This window comes from Streptomyces sp. YS415, from assembly GCF_023544665.1.
Classification (GTDB): domain Bacteria; phylum Actinomycetota; class Actinomycetes; order Streptomycetales; family Streptomycetaceae; genus Streptomyces.
Genome location: NZ_JAMJFL010000004.1, coordinates 254,449 through 278,716 on the forward strand (window position 1 = coordinate 254,449; position 24,268 = coordinate 278,716).

The following is a 24,268-nucleotide window of genomic DNA, read 5'->3' on the forward strand; positions in this document are numbered from 1 at the left end:
AGGGGGCCGACCGCAGCGCGTCAGGTGCCGAACGCCGCCGTGCGGGACTCCAGTGCGAGGCGGGTGCCGTCGCCTCGGACCCGCGCCGACCATGAAGCCGAGTGTTACGGGACAGCCTCCCCCGGAGTCAGCCACCCCTCCCCCACGAAACGATCGGAACGCTCAATTCAGCCAGAGTTATTGAGCGTTTGATCGATGTCGTGCTAGAAACCGCCGTCATGACGACTCGTTGGTCACGTCGCGGCTTTCTGACCGCGAGCACCGCTACCGCTCTCGCCCTCACGCTCTCCGCTCCGGCCCACGCCGCCGCCGAGGCCGACGAGTTCGCGACCCTGCGGGCCAAGTGGCGCACGCTGCTGCTCGGAGAGGGCTTCAGCCCCACCGCCGAGCCCTTCAAGAGCCGGCTCGCGGAACTGGGCAGCACCGCGAGCCAGTTGCAGACCACCATGGCACCGGCCTCCGGCTCGCTGTGGCCGGATCTGGTCTACGCGGACCCCGAACCCGACACCGACCAGGAGTCCTACGGCTACTCGGGCAACCTCAACGCCAGCTACAACCGGCTCCTCACGCTCGCCCAGGCGTACTGCCAGCCCGGCACCGGGCTGACCGGCAGCACCTCGCTCAGGACCGCCGTGCTGACCGGCCTCGACCACCTCCACACCGAGGTCTACAACGCGAGCCAGACCCGCTACGGCAACTGGTACAGCTGGCAGATCGGCGCCCCGCAGGCGCTGCTGGACGTCTGCGTCCTGATGTACGACTCGCTCACCGCCACGCGGCTCGCCCAGTACTGCGCGGCGGTCGACCACTTCGTTCCCGACTCGGCGGTCGCGAACTACACCGGGACGAGCACCGGCGCCAACCGGGTCGACCTGTGCCGGGTACTTGCACTGCGCGGCATCGTCGGGGGCAGCGCCGCCAAGGTGGCGCTCGCCCGGGACTCCCTGTCCCCCGTCTTCCCCTATGTCACCAGCGGGGACGGGCTGTACACCGACGGATCGTTCATCCAGCACACCACCGTGCCCTACACCGGCTCCTACGGCTCGGTCCTGCTCGGCGGGCTCGGGATGCTGTTCGCGCTGCTGCACGGGTCGAGCTGGGCCGTCACCGATGCCAAGCGGCAGATCATATTCGACGCCGTGGAGAACGCCTGGGCGCCCTTCCTCTACAACGGCCTGGTGATGGACTCCGTGTCCGGCCGGGCCATCAGCCGGGGTGTCGCCGCGTCCGACAGCAAGCGCATCCAGCAGGACGATCACCTGCGCGGCCATCCGATCCTCGCGTCGATCGTGCTGCTCGGACAGGGCGCGAGCGCCACGGAGAACACACGATGGCGAGGGCTGGTGAAGGGCTGGCTCCAGCGGGACTACTACAGCCCGCCGATGAGCAACCCCTCCCTCGGCCTGACGAACCTGGCCCGCCTGAAGTCCGTCCTGGACGACACCACGATCACCCCGCTCGCCGAACCGACCGGCCACCGGCTCTTCCCCCACATGGCCCGGGCCACCCACCGCCGACCCGGCTGGGCGGCCTCGCTCAGCATGGCGGACCGCAGGATCACCCACTACGAGACCGGCAACGGCGAGAACCTGCGCGGCTGGCACACCGGATCCGGCATGCTCTCCTGGTGGGGCGACACCTTCGCCAACGGCCAGTACAGCGACGCCTTCTGGCCCACCGTCGACCCCTACCGGCTGCCCGGCACCACCGCCTCGCGCAAGGTGCTCGCCGACGCGGCGGGCGGCGACTGGGGCGCCTCGCTGCCCGACGTGCACTGGGTGGGCGGCGCCACCGACGGGCAGCGGGCGGCGATCGGGCAGTACCTCAAGGGGCTGCAGTCGACGCTGCTGGCGAAGAAGTCGTGGTTCTTCCTCGACGACACCGTGGTCTGCCTGGGCGCCGGCATCCGCTGCACCGACGGCACCGCCGTGGAGACCACCGTCGAGAACCGCAACCTCGGCCCCACCGGCAACACGCCCTTCACCGTGGACGGCACCACCAAGCCGCTCGCCCACCCCTGGTCGGAAACGCTCACCGGCGCCCGCTGGGCGCACATCGGCGGCCACGGCGGATACGTCTTCCCGGGCGGGGCGACCGTCAAGGCACTGCGTGAGGCGCGCGACGGCCGCTGGAGCGACATCAACAAGGGCGGCTCCACGGCCGTGATCAACCGCAAGTACCTGACGATGTACGTCGACCACGGCACCGATCCGACGGCCGGCGGCTACGCCTATCTGCTCATGCCGGGCGCCACGGCGGCGCAGACCCAGGCACGCGCCGCCGCCACCGGCTGGCTCACGGTCCTCGCCAACACCAACGACCAGCAGGGCGTGGCCGTTCCCTCACTCGGCTTCACCGGCGTCAACTTCTGGTTCGGCGGCACCGTGGGGAATCTGGTCGCGAGCGACCCGTGCTGCGTGATGATCAATGAGCGCGGTGACGGCACCGCGGTGATCTGCGTCAGCGATCCGATGCGGATGCGGACGGGCCTGACCCTCACCTGGAACCGCGCGGTCGCCTCGGTGACGTCCAAGCCGGCCACCGTGGCCTCGGCGACGACCGGCACCTCCCTGCGGCTCACCTTCGGCGACCTGAGCGGCACCGGGGGCGCCACCCAGCGGATCACCGTCAGGCTCGCCTGAACATCGTGTGCAGGGACGCCTTCATCGCCCCGACGAAGGCGTCCCTGCGCTCGTCGCTCAGCGCGTCCAGCGACAGATACGGGTTGAGGTCCTCCAGCTCCACCAGCAGCAGTTCCCCGCCCGGGGCCCGGCAGGCGTCGACGCGCTGGATGCCGTGGCCGATGCCGTTCCAGTCGATGAAGCGACGGGCGAACTCCAGGTCGGCGCCGGTGGCCTCGTACGGCTGGAGCTCCCAGCGCCGCTCCGGGTCCGGGGCGTACAGGGCGTACTGGAAGGCGTGGTCGACGAAGTAGAAGGAGACCTCGTAGGAGAAGTCGACGCACGGCTGGACGAGGACGCTGCCGTCGGCCAGCTCCCGGGCCCGCCCCGCGGGGACGATCTCCAGGCCGATCGAGTCCGCGCCGAGCTTGGGCTTGACGACGTACCGCTCGGCAGCCGGCAGCCGGTCCAGGTCTTGCGGGCGGTCCACGGTCGGGATGACCGGGAAGCCCTCGGCGGTCAGGTCGAGCAGGTACTGCTTGCCCGCCATGTCGCCCCGCCCGGTCAGCTCGTTGTAGACGAGCGCCCCGGTGTCGGCCGCGTGCGCGCGGAACGCCCCGTATGCCTCCGGGTACTCCAGGACCGGCCCGCTGTTGCGCACCACCACGGCGTCGAAGCCGTCCATCAACGCGACCGCCTCGCGCGGATGGCACAGCGCGAGGTCGAAGTCCTCGCGCAGCCGGGAGGTGAGGAAGATGTCCTCGTCGCAGTACCGGCGGCCGCGGGCCGGATAGGCCAGGTCGGTGACGTACAGCAGACGGCGGCGGGCGGACGGCATGAGGGCTCCTAGGGGCGGACGGGAGCCGATCGTAAGCACGCCGCCGCGCCCCGAACAAATGTCGGGTTACGGCGTCACAGTCCGGCCGCCCACAGCTCCCGCCTGCCGATTCCCTCCAGGCCCCGGCGTACGGTGCGCCGGGGCCCCGGGGCAATCGGCGTGTACGAGGGGACGGCGAGGACGCGGCAGCCGGCGGCCTCGGCGGCGGCGACGCCCGTGGGCGAGTCCTCCACGGCGAGACAGGCGGCCGGGTCGACGCCCAGGGCGCGGGCGGCGGCGAGGTAGGGGTCGGCGGCCGGCTTGGTGCGCGGCGTCTCGCCCTCGGCGACGGTGGTGCGGAACCGGTCGGCGCCGAGCGTCTTCAGTACGGCGTCCACCACCGGGCGCGAGGACGCCGAGACCAGCGCCGCCGGAATGTCCAGCTCCTGGAGCAGGTCGAGGAGGGCGAGGGCGCCGGGCAGTGCGGTGGTCTCGCGCTGGACGGCGGCCAGGAAGCGGGCCTCGAGTTCCTCGGTCAGGGTGTGCGGGTCCTCGGGGCGCAGCAGGGCCGCGGTGTCGGCGGCCGAGCGGCCGAGGGCCTGGAACAGGTCGTCCGGCTCGATCGCCGGCGCGGCCTCGCGGACCGTGCGCAGCCACAGCGACTCGGTGTCCACGAGTGTGCCGTCCATGTCCAGGAGCACGGCGTGCGGGGCGGCCGCGAAGGGCGCCCCGTCCAGTGTCCAGTGCCGGTCGGGGTGGCGGCCCAGGGCGGCGAACGCCTGCGCGGCGACGTCGGCGTGGCGCAGCGCCCGGGCAGGGGTGCCGATGCCGGGGCCCGCGGCGGCCAGCCACGCCGTGCGCTCCACGGCCGTACGGCCGCCGTGGCCGCCCGCGTCGACGTGGCCGTGGTCGGTGACGACCAGGACGGTCCAGCGCTCGTCGGCGTACGACGGGCGGGAGCGGACGGCGTCCAGCAGGCGGCCCAGACGGGCGTCGGCTTGGCGGATCGCGGCTTCGTACGCTTCGCCGCAGCCCAGGATGTGCGCGGTCTCGTCGGGTGCGCCGAGGTAGACGAAGGAGGCGACCGGATCGTCGGCGGAATCGGAGGTGTCGGCGAGGACGTGTACCGCCGCCTCGGTGACCTGTTCGTCGCAGCGCTCCCAGGCCTCGGCGGTGTCGGCGGTCGGGGAGACGTACACGGACCGGGAGGGGGCGGCGAACAGGGGGCCGCCGGTACGGGACTGCAGCAGGGGCTCCCAGCCGGCGGCGACGAAGGTGCGCAGACCGTCCTGGACGACGAGCCGGGTGGTGAAGTCGGGGAAGACGTCGAGGCGGTGGCCGGTGAAGTCATTGCTCCACACGCCGTGCCGGGCCACCGTGACGCCGGTGACGACGGTCGCCCAGCACGGGCCGGACATGGTGGGCGTCTCCTCGTCCACCTCGATCGGGGCGAGGAAGCCCTCGGCGGCCAGCGCGTCGAGGTGCGGGGTGGCGAGCCGGTGCAGGGTGTCGAGGCGTACACCGTCGATGCCTACGACCAGGACGCGGTGGGCGGCGCCGGGCATGGAAATCCTTTCTGGCGGCTGGTGTTCAGGCCGAACGGATCAGCTCGTCGGGGGCTACCTCATAGGCCAGGGGCAGGCCCTGGGCGTAGCGGGCGACCTCGTCGACGGCCCAGTCGGTCATCCGGCCGAGTTCGTTGCCGAGGGAGCCGGCGATGTGCGGGGTGAGCAGGACGTTGGGCAGCGTGTACAGCGGTGAGTCGGCGGGTGGTACGTCCGGTTCGGTGACGTCCAGGACGGCGTGGACGCGGCCGGTGACCAGATGGGCGAGGAGCGCGTCGGTGTCCACGAGGTTGCCGCGGGCGGTGTTGACGAGGGTGGCGCCGTCCTTGAGCAGGGCGATGCGGCGCGCGTCGAACATGTGGTGCGTCTCGGGGAGCTGGGGGGCGTGGATCGACACCACGTCACCGCGCCGGGCCAGTTCGTCGAGACCGACGGGCTCGACGCCGAGGGCACGGGCCTCGTGAGCGTCGACGTACGGGTCGTAGAGCAGGACGTCGAGGTCGAAGGGGCGCAGCAGTTCGATGACGCGGCGGCCGATGCGGGAGGCGCCGACGATGCCGACCGTGCGGTGGTAGTTGCCGTGGCCGCTGTAGTACGGCAGCAGGTCGGGGCGGGCGCGGGTGTCGGTGTAGACGCGGGCGACGTCGAGGACGCGTTTGCCGGCGAAGAGGATGGCGGCGAGGGTGAACTCGGCGACGGGCAGCGCGTTGGCGGCCGCCGCGGAGGAGACGGTGATGCCGCGCTGCCAGACGGCGTCGGTGACGTGGTGCTTGACCGAGCCGGCGGCGTGCACGACCGCGCGCAGCCGGGGCATCAGGTCCAGCGCGTCCTCGGTGAGCAGAGGGGCGCCCCAGTGGGTGAAGAGGACTTCCGTGGCGGCGAGTTGCCGGGGGTCGGCGGTGGTGAGGTCGGTGACGGCAGTGGTCGTGTCGACGTGCGCCACCGCGTGCAGGCGGGTGAGGGCGGTCCCGTCGAGGAGCTGGCGGTGGATGCCAGCGCCCATGGCCAGGACGGTGTGGGGGCGGGGGGTGCTGTTCAGCGGGGTGCCTTCCGGTGCGGGCATCGTCACTTCACCGCGCCGGCGGTCAGCCCGGAGCGCCAGAAGCGCTGGAGGCAGACGAAGGCGACGATCAGCGGGACGACGGCGACGAGGGAGCCGGTGATGACGAGCGAGTAGAACTCGGGCTGCTGCTGGGTGACGCTGTTCCACATGAACAGTCCGAGGTTGACCGGGTAGAGCTGTTCGTCGTTGAGCATCACCAGGGCGCCGAAGAAGTTGTTCCAGCTGGCGGTGAACGAGAACAGGAAGATGGTCATGAACGCCGGCGCCAGCATGGGCAGTCCGATCCGGGCGAACATGCGCACTTCGCCGGCGCCGTCGACGCGGGCGGCCTCCAGGACCTCGCCGGGGACATAGCCCTCGGAGAAGACCCGGGCCAGGTAGACGCCGAACGGGTTGACCAGGGCGGGCAGCAGCAACGCCCAGTAGGTGTTGACGACGCCGGCCTTGGTGGCCAGCAGGTACATCGGCAGCTGGATGACCGTGGTGGGGACGAGGACGCCGCCGAGGACCAGGGCGAAGAGCTTCTCCTTGCCGCGGAAGTCGTACTTGTCGAAGGCGTAGCCGGTGGCGACGCAGATGAAGGTGGAGACGGCGGAGCCGACGACGGAGTAGAGGATGCTGTTGCCGAACCAGCGCAGGTAGATGCCGTCGTTGAAGGTGAAGACGCGTTCGAGGTTGGCGAAGAGGTTGAAGTCGCCGAAGGCGAAGCCGGAGGTGGCGAACAGGTCGCGGTGGTTCTTGGTGGCGGCGAAGAGAAGCCAGCTGATGGGCATCAGGGTGTAGAACGCGGCGACGATCAGCACGCCGTTGACGACGCCCTTGGAGAGCAGGGCTCCGGAAGAGCGCCGGCGGCGGGCGGCTGCCGTGCTCTTGACCGCGGCCGGGGGCTGGGTGGTGGGTGCGGTGTCCTGGGTGAGCGTGCTCATTGCGCGGCCTTCCACCGGTTGCCGATCCGGGTGACGAGATAGGACAGGGCGACGCCGAGGGCGGCGAGCAGCAGGGAAGCCGCGGCGGCCAGGCCGTAGTCGTGCTGCACGAAACCGGCCTTCCAGATGTACAGGGTCGGGGACCACTCGGTGTCGATGGAGGGGGCCCCGCGCTGGTTGAGAAGCTTGGGTTCGGTGAAGATCTGGATCGCGCCGACGCAGGTGAACAGCACGGTCATCACGACCGCGGACGCGATCATCGGCACCTTGATCTGGAGGGCGGTGCGCAGGGCACCGGCTCCGTCCACGACGGCCGCCTCGATCACTTCACGCGGAACGGCCTGGAGGGCGGCGTAGAAGATGACCATGTTGTAGCCGGTCCACTGCCAGGCGGTCAGATTGACCAGCGAGCTGAGCACATGGTCGTTGCGGTAGAAGTCCCAGGAACCGCCGAGCGCGCCGATCCAGTCGAGCACCGGGCTCAGACCGGGCGTGTACAGGTAGATCCAGATGATCGAGGCGATCAGTCCGGGGATCGCGTGCGGCAGGAACAGGGCGAGCTGGAAGAACCGTTTGGCGCGGGCGAGCGCGGAGTCCACCAGCAGCGCCAGCGCGAGGGAGCCGCCGATCATGACCGGGATGTACAGGGCGCAGTAGAGCGCGATGTGCGCGAAGGAGGCGCGGAAGCCGGCGTCGGACAGGGCCTTGGTGTAGTTGCCCAGCCCCGCGAACACCCGCTCGGTGCCGCCGAAGCCGAGTCCGGAGGAGCGCTCCTGGAACAGGCTCATCCACACCGCGTAGGCGATGGGGGCCGCCATGACCACGGCGAACAGCACGAAGAACGGGACGATGAACAGGGCGGCGGCGCGACGCTGACTGCGCCGGAGCCGGCGGGAGGCCGGGGTCCGGGGCGCCGGCGCGCGCACGGTCACGGGGGGCGCGGCTGGGGCGGAGGGTGCTGCCACAGGGGCTCCTTGGCGGGGGTGGGCGGCGGGTTGGGCGGCCGGGGGCGACGGAGGTGACCGGCCGCGGGATTCGGCGGCGGAGGTGGCTCGGTCGCGAGGCCGGCCGTCGGGGCGGAACAGGCGGGGTGGTCCGGTCGTGCGCGTCGCGTGGCGCGGAGACTTCCGGGGCCGCCGGAGGGCCGGGGGCGCGGGCCGCCGGGACAGTGGTGTCCCGGCGGTGCCGTCGTCGGCTGGTGGCCGTGGGACTACTTCGCGAGCTTCAGGCCGCGTTCGGAGATACCGGACTCGGCCTTCTGCTGGCCGGCCTTGACGCCCGCGGTGAAGTCGGACTTGGCGGTCTCGTCCTGGACGGCGGTGTAGACGTCCATCTGGTTCGGGCCCCAGGTCCAGCCGGGCACGATGGTCTCGGCCTGCTCGGAGGCGAGGGCGTAGAGGTCCTGGCCGTTCAGGTAGTCGGTGTCGAACTTCGCCGCCGCCACCTCCCGCATCTCGGGGTTGGCCGGCAGGGCGCTGCTGGGCGACTCCAGGTCGGCGAGGCGGGCCTCGACGCCGGCCTTGTCGGTGGTGAGCCAGGTGATGAACTCGGCGGCGGCCGCGGCGTTGTCGCTGCCCTTGAGAACGCCGTAGGAGGTGCCGCCGTAGTTGCCGGTGGCTGCGGTGCCCCAGTTGGGCAGCGGGGCGACGGCCCACTTTCCGGCGAGGTCGGGCATCGCGGTCCGCATGCCGCCCGCGGACCAGGAGGCGCCGAGGAAGGAGAGGGTCTTGCCGGAGGTGCGGGCCTTGGTCTCCTCGGGGCTGTAGCCGGTGTAGGACTGCACGAGGTCGTCCTCGATCAGGCCGTCCCAGTAGGCGGCGACCTTGGTGGTGGCGGCGTCGTCCACGGCCGGCTTCCAGGCGTCGCCCTCGACGGAGAACCACTTCGCGCCCGCCTGCCAGGACAGGGCCGCCAGCAGGGCGGGGTCGTTCTTCGGCATGGAGGCGAGGCGGACGCTCTTGTCCTGCTTCTTGACCTTCTCGGCCGCGGCCTCGAACTCGTCCCAGGTCGTGGGGACGTCGATGCCGAACTTCTTGAACAGGTCGGTGCGGTAGTAGTAGAGCTGCGGGGCCGCGTCGTAGGGGACGGTCCAGGTCTTGCCGCCGAAGGTCACCAGGTCCTGGATGCCCTGCGGGAACTTCGTCTTGACCGTTTCGCCCGCGTACTCGGTCAGGTCGATCAGATTGCCCTGGCTGGCGAACTCGGGAACCATCTGGTACTCGATGTTGGCCACGTCGGGCGCGTTGCCCGCCTTCACGGCGTTGGCGAGCTTGCTGTAGCCCTCGGTGCCGCTCGGTATCTCGGTGAGCTCGACCTTGATGTCCTTGTGCGTCTTGTTGAACGCGTCGACGGTCGACTTGGCCCCGAGTGTCCAGGTCCAGTAGGTGAGGGTGACCGGCTTGCCGTCGGCGGCGGTGTCGGTCGAGTCGCCGTCGCCGCCGCAGGCGGTGGCGAGCAGACCGAGAGCGGCGACGGCGGCGAGTGCGGCGGTGCTGCGGAACGAACGGGTAGTGCGCGTCATGGCACGTCTCCTACGAGACCTCGTACGGAAAGAGGCGGTCGCAGGACATCTTTTGGGTCAGGACGATCGCCGTCAAGAGCGTTCGACCAAGACAATCAAAACGATCGCGCAACGAACGTAACGCTCACTGAGTGATCGCTTCGCCGCCGCAGGACGAGCGGACCCGCAGCACCGGGAGCAGATCGAGGTGCTGGCCGGGGCCGGGCTGCTGCCCGTTCCGGCGTTCGGCGAGCCGCTGGAGCAGCAGCTTGGCGGCCAGTTCCCCGACCGAGCGCTTGGGCGGGGCGATCGCGGTGAGCGGCACGTCGGACATGCCGGCGACCTCGTCGTCGTAGGCGATGAGGGCCAGGTCGTCAGGGACCCGCACCCCGGCGGCCTGCAGCCGCGGCACCAGCACGATCGCGTCCTCGTCGCTGTGCACCAGGGCTGCGGTGACGCCCCGCTTGTGCACGGCGTCGACGAGGTGGTCGACGCTCGCCTCGTAGTCGCCGTGCTCGCGCACCGCGGGGGCGTCGATGTCGACGTCGAGCCCCAGCGCCTGCACGGCGGCCCGGAATCCGGCGGTGATCTGCACCGCGTGCGGGCCCTCCTGGAGCACTGCGGTGATCTTCCGGTGGCCGAGGGCGGCGAAGTGGCCGACGGCCACGGCGGCGCCGTGGGCGCGGTCGGTGCGGACCCGGTCCAGGACGGCGGCGGGGTTGCCGGGCGGGGCCGAGCGTTCGACCAGCACGGCCGGGACGTCGTGCTCCAGCAGCCACTTCTCCTGGCCGTCCTCGGGCACGCCGCCGAACCAGCTGGGTGCGACGAGCAGCCCCTCCGCTCCCCCGGCGATGAGGTGTTCGGCCTGGACGGAGTCCTCCGCGTCGACGTACCCGGAGACCCCGAGGACCAGCCGTCCGCCCTGGGCCGCGACGGCCTCCCGGGCGCCGTGGACGATGTCGGCGAAGATGTAGTTCGTGGTCGGCACGATCATTCCGATCACCGCGCCCCCGGTACCCGCGGGGCGCTCGCGGGGTTCGACGGCCGCGTCCTCCGGCCACACCACCGCGCCGTGCAATCGGTGCACCCGGCCCTGCGCGGCCAGCGCCTCCACGTCCCGTCTCAACGTGACCGCGGAGACGCCGAGTTCGGCGGCGAGATCGGCGACCCGGATGCTGCGCCGTTCGCGGACGAGCTCGAGCACCCGCTCATGACGCTGGTCGACATGGAGTCGCATGGGGTTCCCCCTGGTGGGTGACAGGATCCGGGCAGCGGCATGATCCCGGAGCGCCTTACTCTACGCCCACCATCGTATCGATCGTTTGCGATCAAACGATCACGAAGGGGAGTCCGGCTGATGCGGTTCGCGCGGTTGGAGGTGCAGGTGGGCCCCTTGGCGCAGGAGGGTGCGCTGGACGAGGTGGTGGGGCACCGCGCGGGGGGTGCGGCCGAGGCGGACGGCGAGGGCGGCGCAGGCACCGGCGGCCTGGCCGGTCGCCATCGCGATCGGCATGACGCGGTAGGACGAGTGGGCCACGTGGGAGCCGGAGATGCAGCGGCCGGCGACCAGCAGGCGTTCGGTGTCCCGGGGCAGCAGACAGCGCAGGGGGATGTCGTAGAAGCTGCCGCGCGGGACGCGCTTGAGGACGGTGCCGCTGCCCCGCGGGTTGTGGATGTCCACGGGGTAGGCGCCGTGCGCGACGGCGTCGGGGAAGGACCGTGCCGCGAGGATGTCGTGGCCGGTGAGGTGGTAGTCGCCGAGGATGCGGCGGGTCTCGCGTACACCGATCTGGACGCCGCTCTGCGCGATGTAGGAGTCCTCGAAGCCGGGCACGCGCTGCCGCAGGAACCGGTCGATCTGGGCCAGTTGGCGGCGGGCCTGGAACTCGGCGCGGCTGAGGTCCCACACGTCGGTGCCGAGCGCCCGGGTGACCCGGGTGCTGTTGACGCTGACCTCGTTGGGGTGCGGGGTGCCGAAGAAGAGCATGTCCTCGCGGGGCAGGCGCAGTTCACCGGCCTCGGTGGCCTCCCGCACCAGGTCCCACAGCCCGTGCACGCCCCGCCACTGGTCGGGATGGTCCTGGACGTACTCGGCGAACCGCGGCTGGAGGAAGTCGACGACGCGGAACATGAGCGTCATCGGCTGGACGAGCCCGTCCTCCGGTCGTCCTATCTCGTACGGCGCCCCGCAGGCGGCGGCGATGTCGCCGTCCCCGGTGCCGTCGATGACGATCCCGGCGTCGATCACGACCGGGCCCGACTTGGTCTCGAAGACCACCCGCCAGCCGTCGTCGAGGGGCAGTGCGGTGGAGGCGAAGGAGTGGAAGAGCATCCGCACGCCCGCCTCGTCGAGCAGGTCGAGGAGGACGAGTTTGTAGGTCTCCGGGTCGAAGGGGACGGTGTAGCCGGTCTCGGGGGACGGCGGCACGCAGCCGCCGCGCGCGGTGAGCCGGTCCAGCAGCACCCACAGGAAGCCCGCCACCACGGCCTCGCCCTCGCCGTGGTCGGTGGGCAGCAGCCGGCCGAGCCGGCCGGTGTCGTCGAAGACGGCCTGTTTCTGCTCGTTGTGGAAGGACATCAGCGGCATGACCAGGGCCACGGTGGCATTGCCGCCGAGGAAGCCGTAGCGCTCGACGAGGACGACGTCGGCACCGGCCTCGGCCGCCGCGTACGCCGCCGCGGTGCCGGCCGGTCCGCCGCCGACGACCAGCACGTCCGTCCGGCCGCCGTGGCGTGCCGGACGGGGCGGGAGGGTGACGGTCCGGTTGGGCTCGGGCGGGGTGAGGATCGGCATCGGGGCTCCCGTCGGGGGCGGTCAGGCCGGTCGCGCCTGCGGGCCGGCCAGGCTCAGATGGGCGTGTTCGGCGTGCTGTGCGCCGCCCGTGCCGCCGTCGAGGCTGTCCAGCAGGGTCCCGCAGCGCACGCAGGTCTCCCGGGCCAGCGCCTGCAGGCCGTGCACCCGGTTCCTCAGGTCGTCCTGGCGCAGCGGGAACTCGTCCCAGAGCCGGTCCACCTCCGCCAGCAGCAGTCCGGCCTGCTCCCTCGCGACGCCCACCAGGGCGGGGGCGCCGGTCCGGCGGGCGAAGTCGAAGACCTTCCCGGAGTACGGCAGCGGCAGCACGGGCAGCCCGGTGAGCGCGGCGAAGATCACGACGTGCAGGCGCATGCCGACGACGATGTCCAGGTGGCTCATGAAGCCGAGGATCTCGCCCGGGCTGTAGGAGTTGTTGAGGATGCGTCCCCGGTCCGGGGCGCTCATCCGGGACAGCACCCCGTGGGCGTGCCGTACGTCCTGGCGTTCCATCGGGACGAAGACGATGTGCGCCTCCAGGCGCCGGGCCAGGAAGTCGGCGACGTCGGCGAGCAGGGCGTGGTAGTCGGCCTCGTCGAGCTTCTCTGCCGCTCTGCCGGGTTCCCGGACGGACATCCCGACCAGCCGGGCGTCCAAGGGCAGCCCTTCGTGGCGCATCATCTGCTCGGTGAAGGGCTCCGGCGGCAGGAGCAGTGCCGGGTCGGCGGTGACGGTGAGGTCGCGCTCGATGCCGACCTCCTCCAGGACCAGGCGGGACTCCTCGTCGCGGACCACGACGTCGGTCATCTCCGGAAGGACGGCGCGGACGGCCTCCCGGTCGTCGGCGTCGCGCAGGGGGCCGGCGCCGACGGCGTAGGCGAAGGTGGGCACCCCGCGTTCGTGTGCCGCCCGCACCAGGCGCAGATAGCGGCGCGCCTCGCCGTCGTAGAGGATGCCGCCGCCGCCGAGGACCAGCAGGTCCAGGCTGCCGAGGGTGTCGAGCACGGGCTTTTGCGGGACGCCCTCCCAGTCCACGACCTCATCGGCCTGCGGCTGGTGGAGGCGGGTGTGTTCGGCGTTGCGGCTGAAGACGACGAGCCGGGCGTCCGGGCGGTGGGCGCGCAGACAGCTCATGATGCACTTGAGGATCGCCTCGTCGCCGGTGTTGCAGCCGCCGTAGCTTCCGAGCAGGCCGATCCGCAGATCCGACGGAGCAGTCGGCTGAAGCTGGTCGTGGGTCATCCGGAGCTCCTGTACGACGGAGGTGCGGGACCCGGGGCCGCGCCCATGGCTGCGGCTGGGTCCGGTGGTCGAAGCACGCCCTGGGGGCGTCGGGCCCGGGTTGCCCGGGCGTTGCGGGGAGAAACCTGAGGGCGGGCCTGGCCGACAGCGGTGCGGCCTTAGGGACAGTATGGGTGGCATTGTGCCGCGTGGCCTTCCCGCGGCGGCGGATTCCCGGCGGGTACCCGCCTCGCGGTGACGATGCCGGTCTGATCCCTTGGATCGAGTGCGGAGTGGTGGATCACCCTGGCGGCGGTACGGGTGTGTCGTCCGGGTCGGTTCGGGTCCGCGCCGCCTCTTCGTCCAGGAGCCGGGCCGCGTGCTCGACGTGGGGCGGCAGCCGTCTGCGCCGGGCGAGGGCCGCGGGCAGCCGGGCGATCACCTCGCGCAGGGCGTGGCGGGCGCCGGGTCGGCCGGCCAGGGCGTCGGCCGCCAGGCGGGTGGTGCTGCGCAGGGCGACCCGGAGGGGGCGGCGCAGCCACCGGGTGAGCACCTCGTTGCGGCGGGCCAGATGGCTGCGGCCGTGGCGGGACGACGGCTCGGGGTGGTGGTGGGCGGTCAGGGTGGGCACGTAGGTGACACCCCAGCCGGCGGCGGTGAGGTCGTAGGCGAGCAGGGTCTCCTCGCCGTTGAAGAAGAGCAGGGGGTGGAAGCCGCCGACGGCGAGGAAGGCGTCCTTGCGCACCACGCCGGCGCAGGCGAGGAAGCCCAGCACCGGCTGCCCGGGCAGGTCGGCTTGCGCGGGCAGCGGTGAGGCCGCGAGGAGGGTGTTGAGGGGGTCCTCGGTGTGGTCCGGGCCGACGAGGGTGCGGGCGGTGACCAGGCCGAGCCGGGGGTGGGTGTCGAGCAGGTCGGCGGCCTGCCGCAGGGCGCCGGGCGCCCACCAGGAGTCGTCGTCGCTGAACGCGACGTAGGGCGTGTCCGCGTGCCGGGCGGCGAGGTTGCGGCCGAGGGCGCCGGTGTTGCGGTGGGGTTCGACCAGCCGGGTGGTGGCCGGGTGGCGGCGTACGGCGGCGGTCGTGGCGGCGTCGGAGCCGTTGTCGACGACGATCACGGGCGGCCGTTCGGGGAGTGCGGACAGCGCGTCGAGCGTGCGCAGCACGCTGCGGGGCCGGTCGCGGGTGATCACCGCGACCGTGACCCGCCCGTCGGGGGCGTCAGCCGCGGGAGGCGGGGGCGGTGGCACGGACGTCATCTCCCTCGCGGGCGGCGGCGTGCAGCAGGGTCAGCGCGGCGGTGGTGACCTCGGAGGTGGTGATCCGCAGCAGTTGGGGGTCGGGCGCGTCGCCGTGCGGATCGCCGGGCGGGCCCGGTTTCCACAGGGCGATGTGGCGGGCGAGGGGCGGCGGGCCCCACAGGTCGGGTGCCACCGGTCCGAAGAGCGTCACCGTCGGCGTGCCGTGGGCCACGGCCAGGTGGGCGAGTCCGGTGTCGCCGCTGACGACGAGCGCGGCCCGGGCGACGAGCGCGGACAGTTCGCCGTAGGGCAGGCCGCCGCTCAGTACGTCGTGCGGGGGCAGGCCGGCGCCGCGGGCGACGTCGGCGACCAGGTCGTCCTCGGCGGGCCCGCCGGTGACGACCACGCGGTGGCCGGCGGCGCACAGGCGCTGTGCCACTTCGGCGTACCGCTCGTGCGGCCAGCGGCGTGCGGCGGCCTCCGCGCCCGGGTGGACGACGACGGCTCCTGGCGCCGGGGAGGGGGTGCCGGGCGCGGGCAGCCGCAGGTCACCGGGGTCGGCGGTGATGCCGTAGGAGGCCAGGAAGCGGCACCACCGTTGGCGTTCGTGCTCGTCGGGCCGCCATATGGGGGGCCGGGTGGGGTCGGCGTGGGCCAGGAGTCTGCGGGGGGTGAGGGCGGCCAGCGCGTCGCGGCTGGCCGAGCCGTTGCCGTGCAGGTCGATGGCGATGTCCGGGGGCGGCCCGGCCCAGTGCTCGAGCGACGGCACGGCCCGGCCCGGTGCCTCGGCGGGCAGGACGTCGTCGACGGCACCGGTGGCCAGCGCGGCCTCGCGGAGCGCCGGCGGCAGCGCCAGGACGACGCGGTGGCCGCCGAAGGCCCGCCGTATCCCGCGCAGGGCGGGCACGGCGGCGAGCAGATCGCCGAGCCCCAGCGCCCGCAGCACCAGCAGGCGCGGCCGGGGTGACGTACCCCCGGCACGTCCTGCGGGCGCCTCAGGAGGGGCCACCTTCTGCGCATCCCCCGACCGGCGCGTACCCGCAGTGGCCGACGGCTCCGCGCCGCCGTCGGGTGCGCTCGGCGTCTCGCTCGGCGGGGGCCCGGACGGCTGCGTCACCGTCGCCTCCGCGCCGGCGTCGTGGTGGAGGGCGTCAGGGCCGCCCGTTCGGCGATGCCGGTGGTGGAGCGGCCGTCGAGGTAGGGGAACAGGACGACCTGTCCGCCCCAGCTCTCCACCAGCGGGGTCTCCGGCAGCGGGGTGCGGGCGTAGTCGCCGCCCTTGGCCCAGATGTGCGGGCGCAGCTCGGCGAGGAGGCGTTCGGGGGTGTCCTCGTCGAAGACGGCGACGGCGTCCACGCACTCCAGGGCCCGCAGCACCCGGACCCGGTCGGCGACCGGGACGAAGGGGCGTCCTCCGCCCTTGCGCCGGCGCACGGACGCGTCCGAGTTGACGCACACCACCAGGCAGTCCCCGGTGCGCCGGGCGGCCTGCAGCAGGGCGACGTGCCCGGCGTGCAGGAGGTCGAAGCAGCCGCCGGCGGCCACCACGGTGCCGCCCGCGGCCCGTACCCGGGCGGCGGTGCGCAGCGCGTCGTCCGTCGGTTCCGTCTCGGCGGGGCCGGCAGCGGGGTCCGGGGTGACGCTGACGGATCCGGCGCCGCCCTCGGCGACGTACCGGGTGGCGGCGTGCACGGCTCCCCGTACGGCCGTCTCGACGATCTCGCCGTCCGCGAGGAGTCCGGCGGCGGTCGCCGCGAACCGGTCCCCCGCACCGCACGCGTCGCCCTCCGCGGTGACCGGCGAGGGCACCAGCAGGGGTGTTCCGCCGTGCGAGAGCAGGGCGCCGCGACCGCCCAGCGTGACGGCCACCGAGGCGGCGCGCCACAGGTTCACGAGCCGGTCGGCGTCCTGGGCGGCAGCGTGCAGTTCGCCGCCCGGGCGGGCCTCGCCGTCGCGGCGGGCGAAGGCCTGCGCCTCGCTCGACGAGGGGGTCGCCAGCCGTACGCCCGGCACGGGCTGACGCCCGCGCGGGTGCGGGTCCCAGACGACGGGGACCCGCGCGGCCGCGTCGGCGAGCGGGTCGCGCAGGGCGTCGGCGGTGCCGCGGCCGTAGTCGGCGACGAGGACGGCCGACGCCTCGGCGACGGCCTGACATGCCTGCCGGGTGCTCTCGAGGGTCCGGCCGTCGCCGTCGTCCAGGCGCAGCAGCGGCCGGTCGTCGGCGAGGACGCGGGTCTTGCTCGACAGGGATCCGGTGAGCGGGAGTTCCACGAGGTGGACCCGGCCCGCCAGCAGCCGGCGCAGGGTGGCGCTGGCCGGGTCGTCGCCCAGCGCGGTGACCAGGGTGACCGGCCGGCCGTCGGCGGCGGCCAGGCAGGCGGCGAGTGCCGCTCCCCCGGGCCGGGTGGCGCGCCGGGTGTCGCTGACGACGGGCACGGGCGCGTCGGGGGCCAGGCGCTCGACCCGGCCGCAGATGTCGTGGTCGAGCAGGGCGTCCCCGACGACCAGCAGGGCGGCCCGGGTGCTCATGTGACCTCCCCCGCCGCGTCCTGGGTGACGAACGCCCAGGGTTCCTCGGGCCGGGGCGCTCCCACGATCCGGTCGAAGGCCTCGCAGAGCATGTGGACGGCGACCAGGTGCAGTTCCTGGACGGTGGCCGATGTCGCCGCGGCCACGCACAGGGTGTCGTCGGCGGCGTCGGCGAGGGGGTTGGGGGCGGGGCCGGTGAGCGCCCACACGGTCATGCCGTGGCGGTGGGCCTCGCTCGCCGCGACGAGGAGGTTCTCGCTGGCGCCACTGGTGGACAGCAGCATCAGCACGTCCCCGGAGCGGCCGTGCGCCGCCACCTGCCGGGCGAAGATCTCCTGGACGCCGTAGTCGTTGGCGATGGCGGTGGTGGAGGAGGTGTCGGCGTGCAGGGCGAGCGCGGAGAACGGCGGCCGGTCGTCGCGGTAGCGGCCGACCAGTTCGGCGGTCAGGTGCTGGGCCTGGGCGGCGCTGCCGCCGTTGCCGGCGACGAGCAGCCGGGAGCCCGCGCCGAGGCGGGCGGCCAGGTCGGTGCCCCAGCGTTCGAGGCGCGGGCCGCCGTAGTCGCGGAACCCTTCGAGGGCCCTCATCAGGGCGTCGCAGTGCGTGACGTCGGTGGCGAGTGTCATCGGACGGCTCCCGAGAGCGAGGGGACGGAGGAGACGGCGCTGTAGGCCCGGGTCACCCCGTCGGCGACGTGGTCCCAGGTGAAGTGGTCCAGCACCCGGCGCCGGCCCTGTTCGCCGTAGCGGGCGAGCAGGTCCGGGGCGTCCAGGAGGCGGCGGATCGTGCCGCTGAGGTCGTGGTCGCCGTCGGGCGGGACCAGGACGCCGGTGACGCCGTGCATGACGGTGTCGAGCTGGCCGCCGACGGCCGTGGCGAGGACAGGCGCGCGGCAGGCCATCGCCTCGACGGGCACGATGCCGAACGGTTCGTAGTGGGGCAGGGACAGCACCAGGTCCGCGCTGGACATCAGCTGGGGCATCCGGGCGGGGCTGACCCCGCCGAGCAGGGTGACCCGGTCGTCCACGCCGTGCTCCTCGGCGATGGCGCGCAGCCGTTCGGCCTCCGGCTCGGCGGCCATCAGGGCGGGTTCGGGGCCGCCCGCGATGAGGAGTTCGGCGTCGGGGACACCGGCCAGGGCGCGGATGGCGCGGTCGAAGCCCTTGCGGGGCACGAGCCGGCCGACGGCGAGCAGCCTCCGGGGTGCGGCGGCGGACCGCCGGGCGTCGGCGACCGGCGCGAACCGGTCGGGGTCGACTCCGCAGGGCACCACCGTGATCCGGTCCCGGGGCAGGCCCATGGCGACCAGTTCGGCCACCTCGTCCTGGCAGGTGGCGAGGATCAGGTCGGCCGCGCGGCCGACGGCCGTCTCGATCGCGACGCGTTCGGGCGGGCTGGTGTCGGCGGCGCCCTGGTGGCGCCGCTTCACGGTGCCCAGCGCGTGGTAGGTCTGCACGACGGGCACGCCGAGGCCCTTCGCCCCGGCCAGCGCGGCCCAGCCCGACATCCAGAAGTGGGCGTGCACGACGTCGGGTGGTTCGGCCGCCCACCGGTCGGCCAGGAACTCGCCGAACGCCGGTATGCAGGGCGGCAGTTCGTCCTTGGGGACCGGGGCGGGCGGTCCGGCGGGCACATGGACAACGCGGTACCCGTCGGGTGCGGTGACCTGCTCCGCGAGCCGGGGGTCGTCCCGGCGGGTGTAGACCACGACGTCGTATCCCCGGCGGGCCAGCCGGCCGGCGAGCTGTGCCACGTACACGTTCTGGCCGCCCGCGTCGGGGCCGCCGAGGGCGGCCAGGGGGCTCGCGTGCTCGGACACCATGGCGACCCGGCGGGCCGGAGGGTAGCTGGCACTCATCGGGTGACCTCCTTGATCAGGCGTTCCCAGTCGTCCCGGAAACGCCGCTCTCCGTAGCGGGCCTGTGCCGCAGACCTGGCGGCCTCCCCTGTCAGGCGGGCGTCCACGGGATCCGCGAGGAAGCCGCGCAGGGCGTCCCGCAGGACGTCGAGCCGGTTGGACACCACCCCGGCGCCCTCGGGGACGGCCTCGCGCACCTCGGTGGTGTCCAGGGCCACGACGGGCATCCCCAGGAACATCGCCTCGAGCAGGGACAGTCCGAGGGACGTCCAGCGGACGGGGTGGAGGTACATGCGGCAGCGCGCCATCTGCCGGTGCAGCGCGCTCTGCGGCAGGTCGCGGCTGCGCAGGAGTTCCGGTGGCAGACCGAGGTGGTCGGCGAGCCCTTCGCTGCGCATGCCGAACACGTCGAGCGGCACCGCGTGGGCGAACTCCGGCAGCAGGTCGGTTCCGGTGGTACGGCCGCGCCGGACGGGTTCGTTGACGACGACCGCGGCACGCGGCTCCTCGCCGGTCCACAGGTGCCCGGGGTCGATGATCCCGTGCTCGATCACGGTGCTGGGCGCCTTGCCGTTGTCCCACATCAGGCGGTTGAAATGGGTGACGTGGACGAGGGGGATGTCGCTGCGGCCGGCCAGGGGGTGGCGGGTGTCCACGGCCGACTCGTGCGGGCTGTTGTGCTCGACGTAGACGGCGGGGACGTCGATGCCGGGCCGGCGGCCGGTCCAGCGCCGGGCGAGATCGAGTTCGTGCGGGCGTTGCAGCACCATCAGGTCGATGTCGGCCTCGCGCAGTTCCTCGGGGCTCAATTCCCGCACCGTGGGCGGCCATTGCCAGGTGCGAGCCCGGCCCAGCCCGTCGGGTCCGCGGTCGGGGGTGACCGGGACCAGGAAGGTGTACGGGCCCTGCACGAACGCCGTCAGCCAGGATCCGTGCACATGCCAGACGAGGATGTTCATTGGCTCTCCTCAAGGAGTTTGTGCACCGCGGCCACCACGTCCTGGCCCGTCACCTCGTCCAGGCAGGGGTGGCCCGGTACGGGGCACCGGCGGGCCCTGCTGTCGGCGCACGGCGCCCGCTGGTCGCCGAGGAGGACGCAGGGCACCCCGTACGGCGCCCACCGCTCGGCCGGGACGACCGGCGCGAACAGGGAGACGACCGGGGTGCCGACGGCCGCGGCCAGATGGGCGGGGCCGGTGTTGCCGCAGATGACGGCGTCGGCGATGCGCAGGACACCGGCGAGGGTCCGCGGGTCGGTCCTGCCGCCCAGGTCCACGGCCGTGTCCCCGCTGACCTTGCGGGTCAGGCCCACTTCGTCGGGGCCGCCGGTGACGACGACCCGGTGGCCCGCCTCGCCGAGGAGTTCGACGGCCTCGGCGCAGCGGTCGGGGTTCCAGGCGCGGGCGGGGGCGCTGGCGCCGGGGTGGACGACGACGTAGGGGCCGTTGCCGGTGAGCGCGATGGTGTCGGGTGTGGGGACGACGCGCAGCCGGCCGTCGTCGCCGGGGGGCAGGAGCCAGCCCATGGCGGCGGCGGTGTCGAGGGCGGCCTCGGCCTCGTGGCGGCCGGGCAGCCGCTGGTGCCGGACGTCGAGGAGGCGGCCGGGGTGGTCGACGCTGTCGGCGCCGATGCGTGGCACCCCGGCCAGCCGCAGCAGCAGGGCCGTGGGCAGGGGGCTCTGGTGGAAGGAGGTGAGGACGAGCGCGGTGTCGAACGCCTCCTTGCGAAGACGCCTGATCAGGCCCTCGGTGTCGGCCGCCGCCACGGTGGGCGGGTCGAAGCCCTCCCAGGGGGCTTCCCACACCATGACGTCGGTGACGCCGGGCAGGAGGCGGGCGGCGGGTTCGCCGCGCGGGCCGCACAGCATGGTCACCTCGGAGCTGTGCGCCGCGACCGCACGGACCGCCGGTCCGGCGAGCAGGACGTCGCCGAAGCTGTCGAGCCGGACGACCAGGGCCTTCACGGGCGATCACCGGGCCCTTCGCCGAGCAGCCGGCGGACGGCGGTGAGCAGGTCGGGGGCGGTGCTGGGGGCGGTCGCGGTCTCCTGCGGCCGGGTGGCGGCGTTGGGCACCAGCACGGCCCGGGCGCCCGCGGCGTGCGCGGCCAGGACGTCGGCGCCGATGTCGCCGATCACCACGCAGTCGGCGGGGGCCACCCGCAGGCGCCGGGCCGCTTCGACGACGAGTCCGGGCCGGGGCTTGCGGCAGTCGCAGCCGGCGTCGGGCGCGTGCGGGCAGTACACCCAGGTGTCGAGGCCGCCGAGGAGGGCGTCGGCGCGGTCGTTGACGCGGTGGACGTCGGCGTCGGTGAGCAGGCCGCGGCCGACGCCGGACTGGTTGCTGACCACGCCGGTCGCGATGCCCGCGGCGCGCAGCAGGTCCAGGGCCTGCCGGGCGCCGGGCAGCGGGCGCACCAGGTCGGGGTCGCCGTTGTAGGGGACGTCCTCGACAAGGGTGCCGTCGCGGTCGAAGAGGACGGCGGCCGGGCGGTTGGGGTCGGAGGGCCGGGTGTTCACGGGCTGCTCCTGAGGGCGGTGGCCCGGCGGTGGCGTACCAGCCCGTGCAGCCAGTACCGCACCGCGAGCGGCGGGATGACCACGCTGGTGGAGATCATGGTGGTGATCTCCCGTGCCGTGCACGGTCCGGGCCGGATGCGGGCGAGCGCGAACTCGGCGGTGCCCAGCGCCCACAGTGCCCCGGCGATCCGCGCGGCGCGCCGCCGGCCGGCCAGGGCGAGCACGGGGGCGGTGAGCGCCAGGGAGGTGACCAGGGCGTGCCGGGGCAGGCGTCCGCGGGGGGCCTCGGCGCGGGACCACCAGTCGGGGCCGTGCAGCCGGGTCATCAGGGCGTCGTCGGCGTTGCCTCGCTGGGCCCGGACCGACGCCCAGGCGTTCTCGGGGCGTACCGGGTGGCGGGTGGTGCGTTCGCCCCGGTGCAGCGTCCAGCCGGCGTCGCGCACGCGCAGGGCCAGGTCGGCGTCCTCGCGGAAGGCGCGGCCGAACCGCTCGTCGAAGCCGCCGACCTCGAGGAGGGCCGCGGTGCGGTAGGCCATGTCCGCCGTGGCCCAGGCCGCGTTCTCCAGTCCGGCCGTGCCGCGTTCCCAGTCGGTGGGCCGGCGGTCGTCGGGCAGGGGCACGTGGAGCCGTCCCTGGATGCCGCCGGTACCGGCGTCGGCCGCGGCGAGGTCGTCGGCGAGGCGGCGGGACCAGTCGGGCAGGACCTGGACGTCGTCGTCGAGGAAGACCGTCCACGGGGTGCGGACGGTCCGCCATCCGGCGTTGCGGGCGGCGGCCGGACCGCGGCCGCCGGTGCGCAGGGTCCGGACCCGGCTCCACAGCACCCCGGCCGCTTCCAGCGGCAGCTCGCCGACGGGGGCGGGCCGGTCGTCGACCAGGACGACCTCCTCGGGCGGGTGGTCACCGGCCGCGGCGAGCGCGCGCAGACAGTCGGCCAGGCAGGGGCGGCCGATCGTCGGGATGACGACGGAGTAGGCGGGTTCGCCGCTCATGCGAACACCTCCTTGCGGCGGATCGCGAACGGGCCGAGGGCGAGCAGGTCCACGGGTGCGGAGCCGAAGCACTCCAGGGCGTCCCGCGGGTCGTCGACCATGGGCCGGCCCGCCGTGTTGAGGCTGGTGTTGACGACGACGGGCAGGCCGGTACGGCGCTCGAATCCGTCGATCATGCGGGCCACGAGTGGTTCGTCCCGCCGGTCCACGGTCTGGATGCGGGCGGTTCCGTCGACGTGGACGACGGCCGGGATGCGGTCGCGCCAGGCGGCGGCGACCTCGTGCACGAACAGCATGTGCGGGCTGGGCAGCGGCCCGTCGAACAGCTCCGCGGCCCGTTCCGCGAGCACCATCGGGGCGACCGGGCGGAACTCCTCGCGCCCCTTGACGGCGTTGAGGCGTTCCAGGTTGCCGGGGCGGCCGGGGTGGGCGAGCAGGGAGCGATGGCCGAGGGCGCGCGGGCCGTACTCGCTGCGGCCCTGGAACCAGGCCACGACGGCATCCTCGGCGAGCGCGGCGGCGACGGTCTCGGCGATGTCCTCGGGCTCCGCGTAGGGCACGGCCGCGCTCTCCAGCCAGGCCCGCAGTTCGGCGTCGCTCCAGCCGCGGCCGAGGGCCGCGGTGGGCATGGGCTCCACGGTCTCCTTCTGGGAGGCGACATGGAGCGCGGCGCCGAGCGCGGTGCCCGCGTCACCGGCGGCGGGCTGCACCCAGATGTGCCGGAAGGGTGTCTCCCGGTACAGGCGGGTGTTGGCGACGCAGTTGAGCGCGACACCGCCGGCCATGGTCAGGACGTCCTCGCCGGTACGGTCGTGCAGCCACCGGGCGAGGCCGAGCATGACCTCCTCCAGGCAGGCCTGGGCGCTGGCGGCGATGTCGGCGTGGTCCTGCGTCCAGCCGCTGCCCTTCGCCCGCGCCGGAACCAATTCCTCCCAGGGCACGGGGCGGGCCCGGAATCCGCCCTCGCCGTCCAGGTGGACGTAGGTGCGCAGCCGGTCCAGGAAGCGGGGCTCGCCGTAGGAGGCCAGGGCCATCACCTTGAACTCGTCGCTGCTGCGCAGGAAGCCCAGGTGCTGGGTGAGGTCCTCGTAGAACAGGCCCATCGAGTCGGGCAGGGACTGGGAGCCGAGGATCGTCAGCTCGCGGTTGGCGTAGCGGCCGGCCAGGTGGGAGCCGCATTCGCCACGGCCGTCCAGCACCAGGACGGCGCTGTCGGGGTACGGCGCCGCCTGTCCGGCGGAGGCCGCGTGGGCGACGTGGTGGGCGACGAAGCGGACCTTGCCGGGGTCGAGTCCGGGCAGCGCCTCGGCGAGGAACTCGGGGGCGCGGCGCGCGTACTCCTGGCGCAGCGCGTCCCAGGGGTCGTGCAGGCCCAGCTGGTCCGCCGGGCGGGCGAGTTCCGGGTCGTAGGAGTAGGCGACCGCGTCCAGGTCCGCCGGGCTCAGGCCGGCCTGGTCCAGGCACCAGCGGGCGGACAGTTCGGGCAGTTCCCAGGCGGAGAAGGGGACGGGCCGCTTGCCGTGCTTGCGCCGGCTGAAGCGTTCCTCCTCCGCGGCTGCCACGATCCGGCCGTCCACGACGAGAGCGGCGGCGGGGTCGTGGAAGAGGGCGTTGATTCCCAGGACACGCAT

The 24,268-nt window shown here is 73.5% G+C and carries 20 protein-coding genes; 1 reads left to right on the plus strand and 19 read right to left on the minus strand.

Features of this window, described 5'->3' with window-relative positions:
• Positions 1-218: 218 nt before the first annotated feature.
• Entirely contained in the window at positions 219-2,642 is a 2,424-nt protein-coding gene (locus M8H82_RS07485; protein WP_250071680.1) for a polysaccharide lyase 8 family protein, read from the plus strand.
• Here the strand turns inward: M8H82_RS07485 and M8H82_RS07490 are convergent.
• The 19 genes from M8H82_RS07490 to M8H82_RS07585 all read right to left on the minus strand — a co-directional run bounded on the left by M8H82_RS07490 (position 2,629) and on the right by M8H82_RS07585 (position 24,268).
• A complete protein-coding gene (locus M8H82_RS07490) occupies positions 2,629-3,459 on the minus strand; it encodes a hypothetical protein (protein WP_250071681.1) in 831 nt (276 codons plus the stop codon). The genes M8H82_RS07485 and M8H82_RS07490 overlap by 14 nt on opposite strands.
• A 74-nt stretch (positions 3,460-3,533) precedes the next feature.
• Complete coding sequence (locus M8H82_RS07495) at positions 3,534-5,003, minus strand: HAD-IA family hydrolase (protein ID WP_250071682.1); 1,470 nt, start codon at positions 5,001-5,003, stop codon at positions 3,534-3,536.
• Between the two features lie 25 nt (positions 5,004-5,028).
• Positions 5,029-6,066 (minus strand): hydroxyacid dehydrogenase, encoded by a 1,038-nt coding sequence (locus M8H82_RS07500; protein ID WP_250071683.1) that lies wholly within the window; start codon positions 6,064-6,066, stop codon positions 5,029-5,031.
• 2 nt (positions 6,067-6,068) lie between these two features.
• Positions 6,069-6,992 (minus strand): carbohydrate ABC transporter permease, encoded by a 924-nt coding sequence (locus tag M8H82_RS07505; RefSeq protein WP_250071684.1) that lies wholly within the window; start codon positions 6,990-6,992, stop codon positions 6,069-6,071.
• Complete coding sequence (locus M8H82_RS07510; RefSeq protein ID WP_250071685.1) at positions 6,989-7,957, minus strand: carbohydrate ABC transporter permease; 969 nt, start codon at positions 7,955-7,957, stop codon at positions 6,989-6,991. The genes M8H82_RS07505 and M8H82_RS07510 overlap by 4 nt, the downstream gene beginning before the upstream one ends.
• 245 nt (positions 7,958-8,202) lie before the next feature.
• Positions 8,203-9,513, minus strand: a complete 1,311-nt coding sequence (locus M8H82_RS07515; protein ID WP_250071686.1) for an ABC transporter substrate-binding protein — start codon at positions 9,511-9,513, stop codon at positions 8,203-8,205.
• Between the two features lie 124 nt (positions 9,514-9,637).
• Entirely contained in the window at positions 9,638-10,729 is a 1,092-nt protein-coding gene (locus tag M8H82_RS07520) for a substrate-binding domain-containing protein (RefSeq protein ID WP_250071687.1), read from the minus strand.
• Positions 10,730-10,828: 99 nt separating this feature from the next.
• Positions 10,829-12,286: an FAD-dependent oxidoreductase gene (locus M8H82_RS07525; RefSeq protein ID WP_250071688.1), complete on the minus strand. Its 1,458-nt coding sequence runs from the start codon at positions 12,284-12,286 to the stop codon at positions 10,829-10,831.
• Positions 12,287-12,307: 21 nt separating this feature from the next.
• A complete protein-coding gene (locus M8H82_RS07530; RefSeq protein WP_250071689.1) occupies positions 12,308-13,525 on the minus strand; it encodes a polysaccharide pyruvyl transferase family protein in 1,218 nt (405 codons plus the stop codon).
• A 280-nt stretch (positions 13,526-13,805) separates the two neighbouring features.
• The gene (locus M8H82_RS07535) at positions 13,806-14,759 is read right to left on the minus strand and encodes a glycosyltransferase family 2 protein (protein WP_250071690.1); all 954 of its coding nucleotides are present in this window, start codon (positions 14,757-14,759) and stop codon (positions 13,806-13,808) included.
• Positions 14,722-15,693 (minus strand): glycosyltransferase family 9 protein, encoded by a 972-nt coding sequence (locus tag M8H82_RS07540; RefSeq protein WP_284048646.1) that lies wholly within the window; start codon positions 15,691-15,693, stop codon positions 14,722-14,724. The genes M8H82_RS07535 and M8H82_RS07540 overlap by 38 nt, the downstream gene beginning before the upstream one ends.
• A gap of 161 nt (positions 15,694-15,854) precedes the next feature.
• On the minus strand, positions 15,855-17,270 hold the full coding sequence (locus M8H82_RS07545) for a PfkB family carbohydrate kinase (protein WP_250071691.1): 1,416 nt from the start codon (positions 17,268-17,270) through the stop codon (positions 15,855-15,857).
• Positions 17,267-17,896 carry an SIS domain-containing protein gene (locus M8H82_RS07550; protein ID WP_250071692.1) on the minus strand — a complete coding sequence of 210 codons (630 nt, stop codon included), beginning with the start codon at positions 17,894-17,896 and terminating at the stop codon, positions 17,267-17,269. The genes M8H82_RS07545 and M8H82_RS07550 overlap by 4 nt, the downstream gene beginning before the upstream one ends.
• Positions 17,893-19,128 (minus strand): glycosyltransferase, encoded by a 1,236-nt coding sequence (locus M8H82_RS07555; protein WP_250071763.1) that lies wholly within the window; start codon positions 19,126-19,128, stop codon positions 17,893-17,895. Before M8H82_RS07555 ends, M8H82_RS07550 begins: the two co-directional genes overlap by 4 nt.
• Positions 19,125-20,087 carry a glycosyltransferase gene (locus M8H82_RS36415; RefSeq protein WP_284048611.1) on the minus strand — a complete coding sequence of 321 codons (963 nt, stop codon included), beginning with the start codon at positions 20,085-20,087 and terminating at the stop codon, positions 19,125-19,127. Before M8H82_RS36415 ends, M8H82_RS07555 begins: the two co-directional genes overlap by 4 nt.
• On the minus strand, positions 20,084-21,091 hold the full coding sequence (locus M8H82_RS07570; protein ID WP_250071693.1) for a glycosyltransferase family 9 protein: 1,008 nt from the start codon (positions 21,089-21,091) through the stop codon (positions 20,084-20,086). The genes M8H82_RS36415 and M8H82_RS07570 overlap by 4 nt, the downstream gene beginning before the upstream one ends.
• Positions 21,088-21,645, minus strand: coding sequence for an HAD family hydrolase (locus tag M8H82_RS07575; protein WP_250071694.1), 558 nt, complete (start codon positions 21,643-21,645; stop codon positions 21,088-21,090). Before M8H82_RS07575 ends, M8H82_RS07570 begins: the two co-directional genes overlap by 4 nt.
• Positions 21,642-22,637 (minus strand): glycosyltransferase family 2 protein, encoded by a 996-nt coding sequence (locus M8H82_RS07580; RefSeq protein ID WP_250071695.1) that lies wholly within the window; start codon positions 22,635-22,637, stop codon positions 21,642-21,644. Before M8H82_RS07580 ends, M8H82_RS07575 begins: the two co-directional genes overlap by 4 nt.
• Entirely contained in the window at positions 22,634-24,268 is a 1,635-nt protein-coding gene (locus M8H82_RS07585) for a carbamoyltransferase C-terminal domain-containing protein (RefSeq protein ID WP_250071696.1), read from the minus strand. The genes M8H82_RS07580 and M8H82_RS07585 overlap by 4 nt, the downstream gene beginning before the upstream one ends.

Coding starts and splice junctions, on each gene's coding strand:
- M8H82_RS07545 (WP_250071691.1), bottom strand. CDS start 17,270: ATGAGCACCCGGGCCGCCCTGCTGGTCGTCGGGGACGCCCTGCTCGAC.
- M8H82_RS07525 (WP_250071688.1), bottom strand. CDS start 12,286: ATGCCGATCCTCACCCCGCCCGAGCCCAACCGGACCGTCACCCTCCCG.
- M8H82_RS07555 (WP_250071763.1), bottom strand. CDS start 19,128: ATGAGTGCCAGCTACCCTCCGGCCCGCCGGGTCGCCATGGTGTCCGAG.
- M8H82_RS07515 (WP_250071686.1), bottom strand. CDS start 9,513: ATGACGCGCACTACCCGTTCGTTCCGCAGCACCGCCGCACTCGCCGCC.
- M8H82_RS36415 (WP_284048611.1), bottom strand. CDS start 20,087: ATGAACATCCTCGTCTGGCATGTGCACGGATCCTGGCTGACGGCGTTC.
- M8H82_RS07530 (WP_250071689.1), bottom strand. CDS start 13,525: ATGACCCACGACCAGCTTCAGCCGACTGCTCCGTCGGATCTGCGGATC.
- M8H82_RS07490 (WP_250071681.1), bottom strand. CDS start 3,459: ATGCCGTCCGCCCGCCGCCGTCTGCTGTACGTCACCGACCTGGCCTAT.
- M8H82_RS07535 (WP_250071690.1), bottom strand. CDS start 14,759: ATGACGTCCGTGCCACCGCCCCCGCCTCCCGCGGCTGACGCCCCCGAC.
- M8H82_RS07485 (WP_250071680.1), top strand. CDS start 219: ATGACGACTCGTTGGTCACGTCGCGGCTTTCTGACCGCGAGCACCGCT.
- M8H82_RS07505 (WP_250071684.1), bottom strand. CDS start 6,992: ATGAGCACGCTCACCCAGGACACCGCACCCACCACCCAGCCCCCGGCC.
- M8H82_RS07550 (WP_250071692.1), bottom strand. CDS start 17,896: ATGACACTCGCCACCGACGTCACGCACTGCGACGCCCTGATGAGGGCC.
- M8H82_RS07500 (WP_250071683.1), bottom strand. CDS start 6,066: ATGCCCGCACCGGAAGGCACCCCGCTGAACAGCACCCCCCGCCCCCAC.
- M8H82_RS07585 (WP_250071696.1), bottom strand. CDS start 24,268: ATGCGTGTCCTGGGAATCAACGCCCTCTTCCACGACCCCGCCGCCGCT.
- M8H82_RS07495 (WP_250071682.1), bottom strand. CDS start 5,003: ATGCCCGGCGCCGCCCACCGCGTCCTGGTCGTAGGCATCGACGGTGTA.
- M8H82_RS07520 (WP_250071687.1), bottom strand. CDS start 10,729: ATGCGACTCCATGTCGACCAGCGTCATGAGCGGGTGCTCGAGCTCGTC.
- M8H82_RS07580 (WP_250071695.1), bottom strand. CDS start 22,637: ATGAGCGGCGAACCCGCCTACTCCGTCGTCATCCCGACGATCGGCCGC.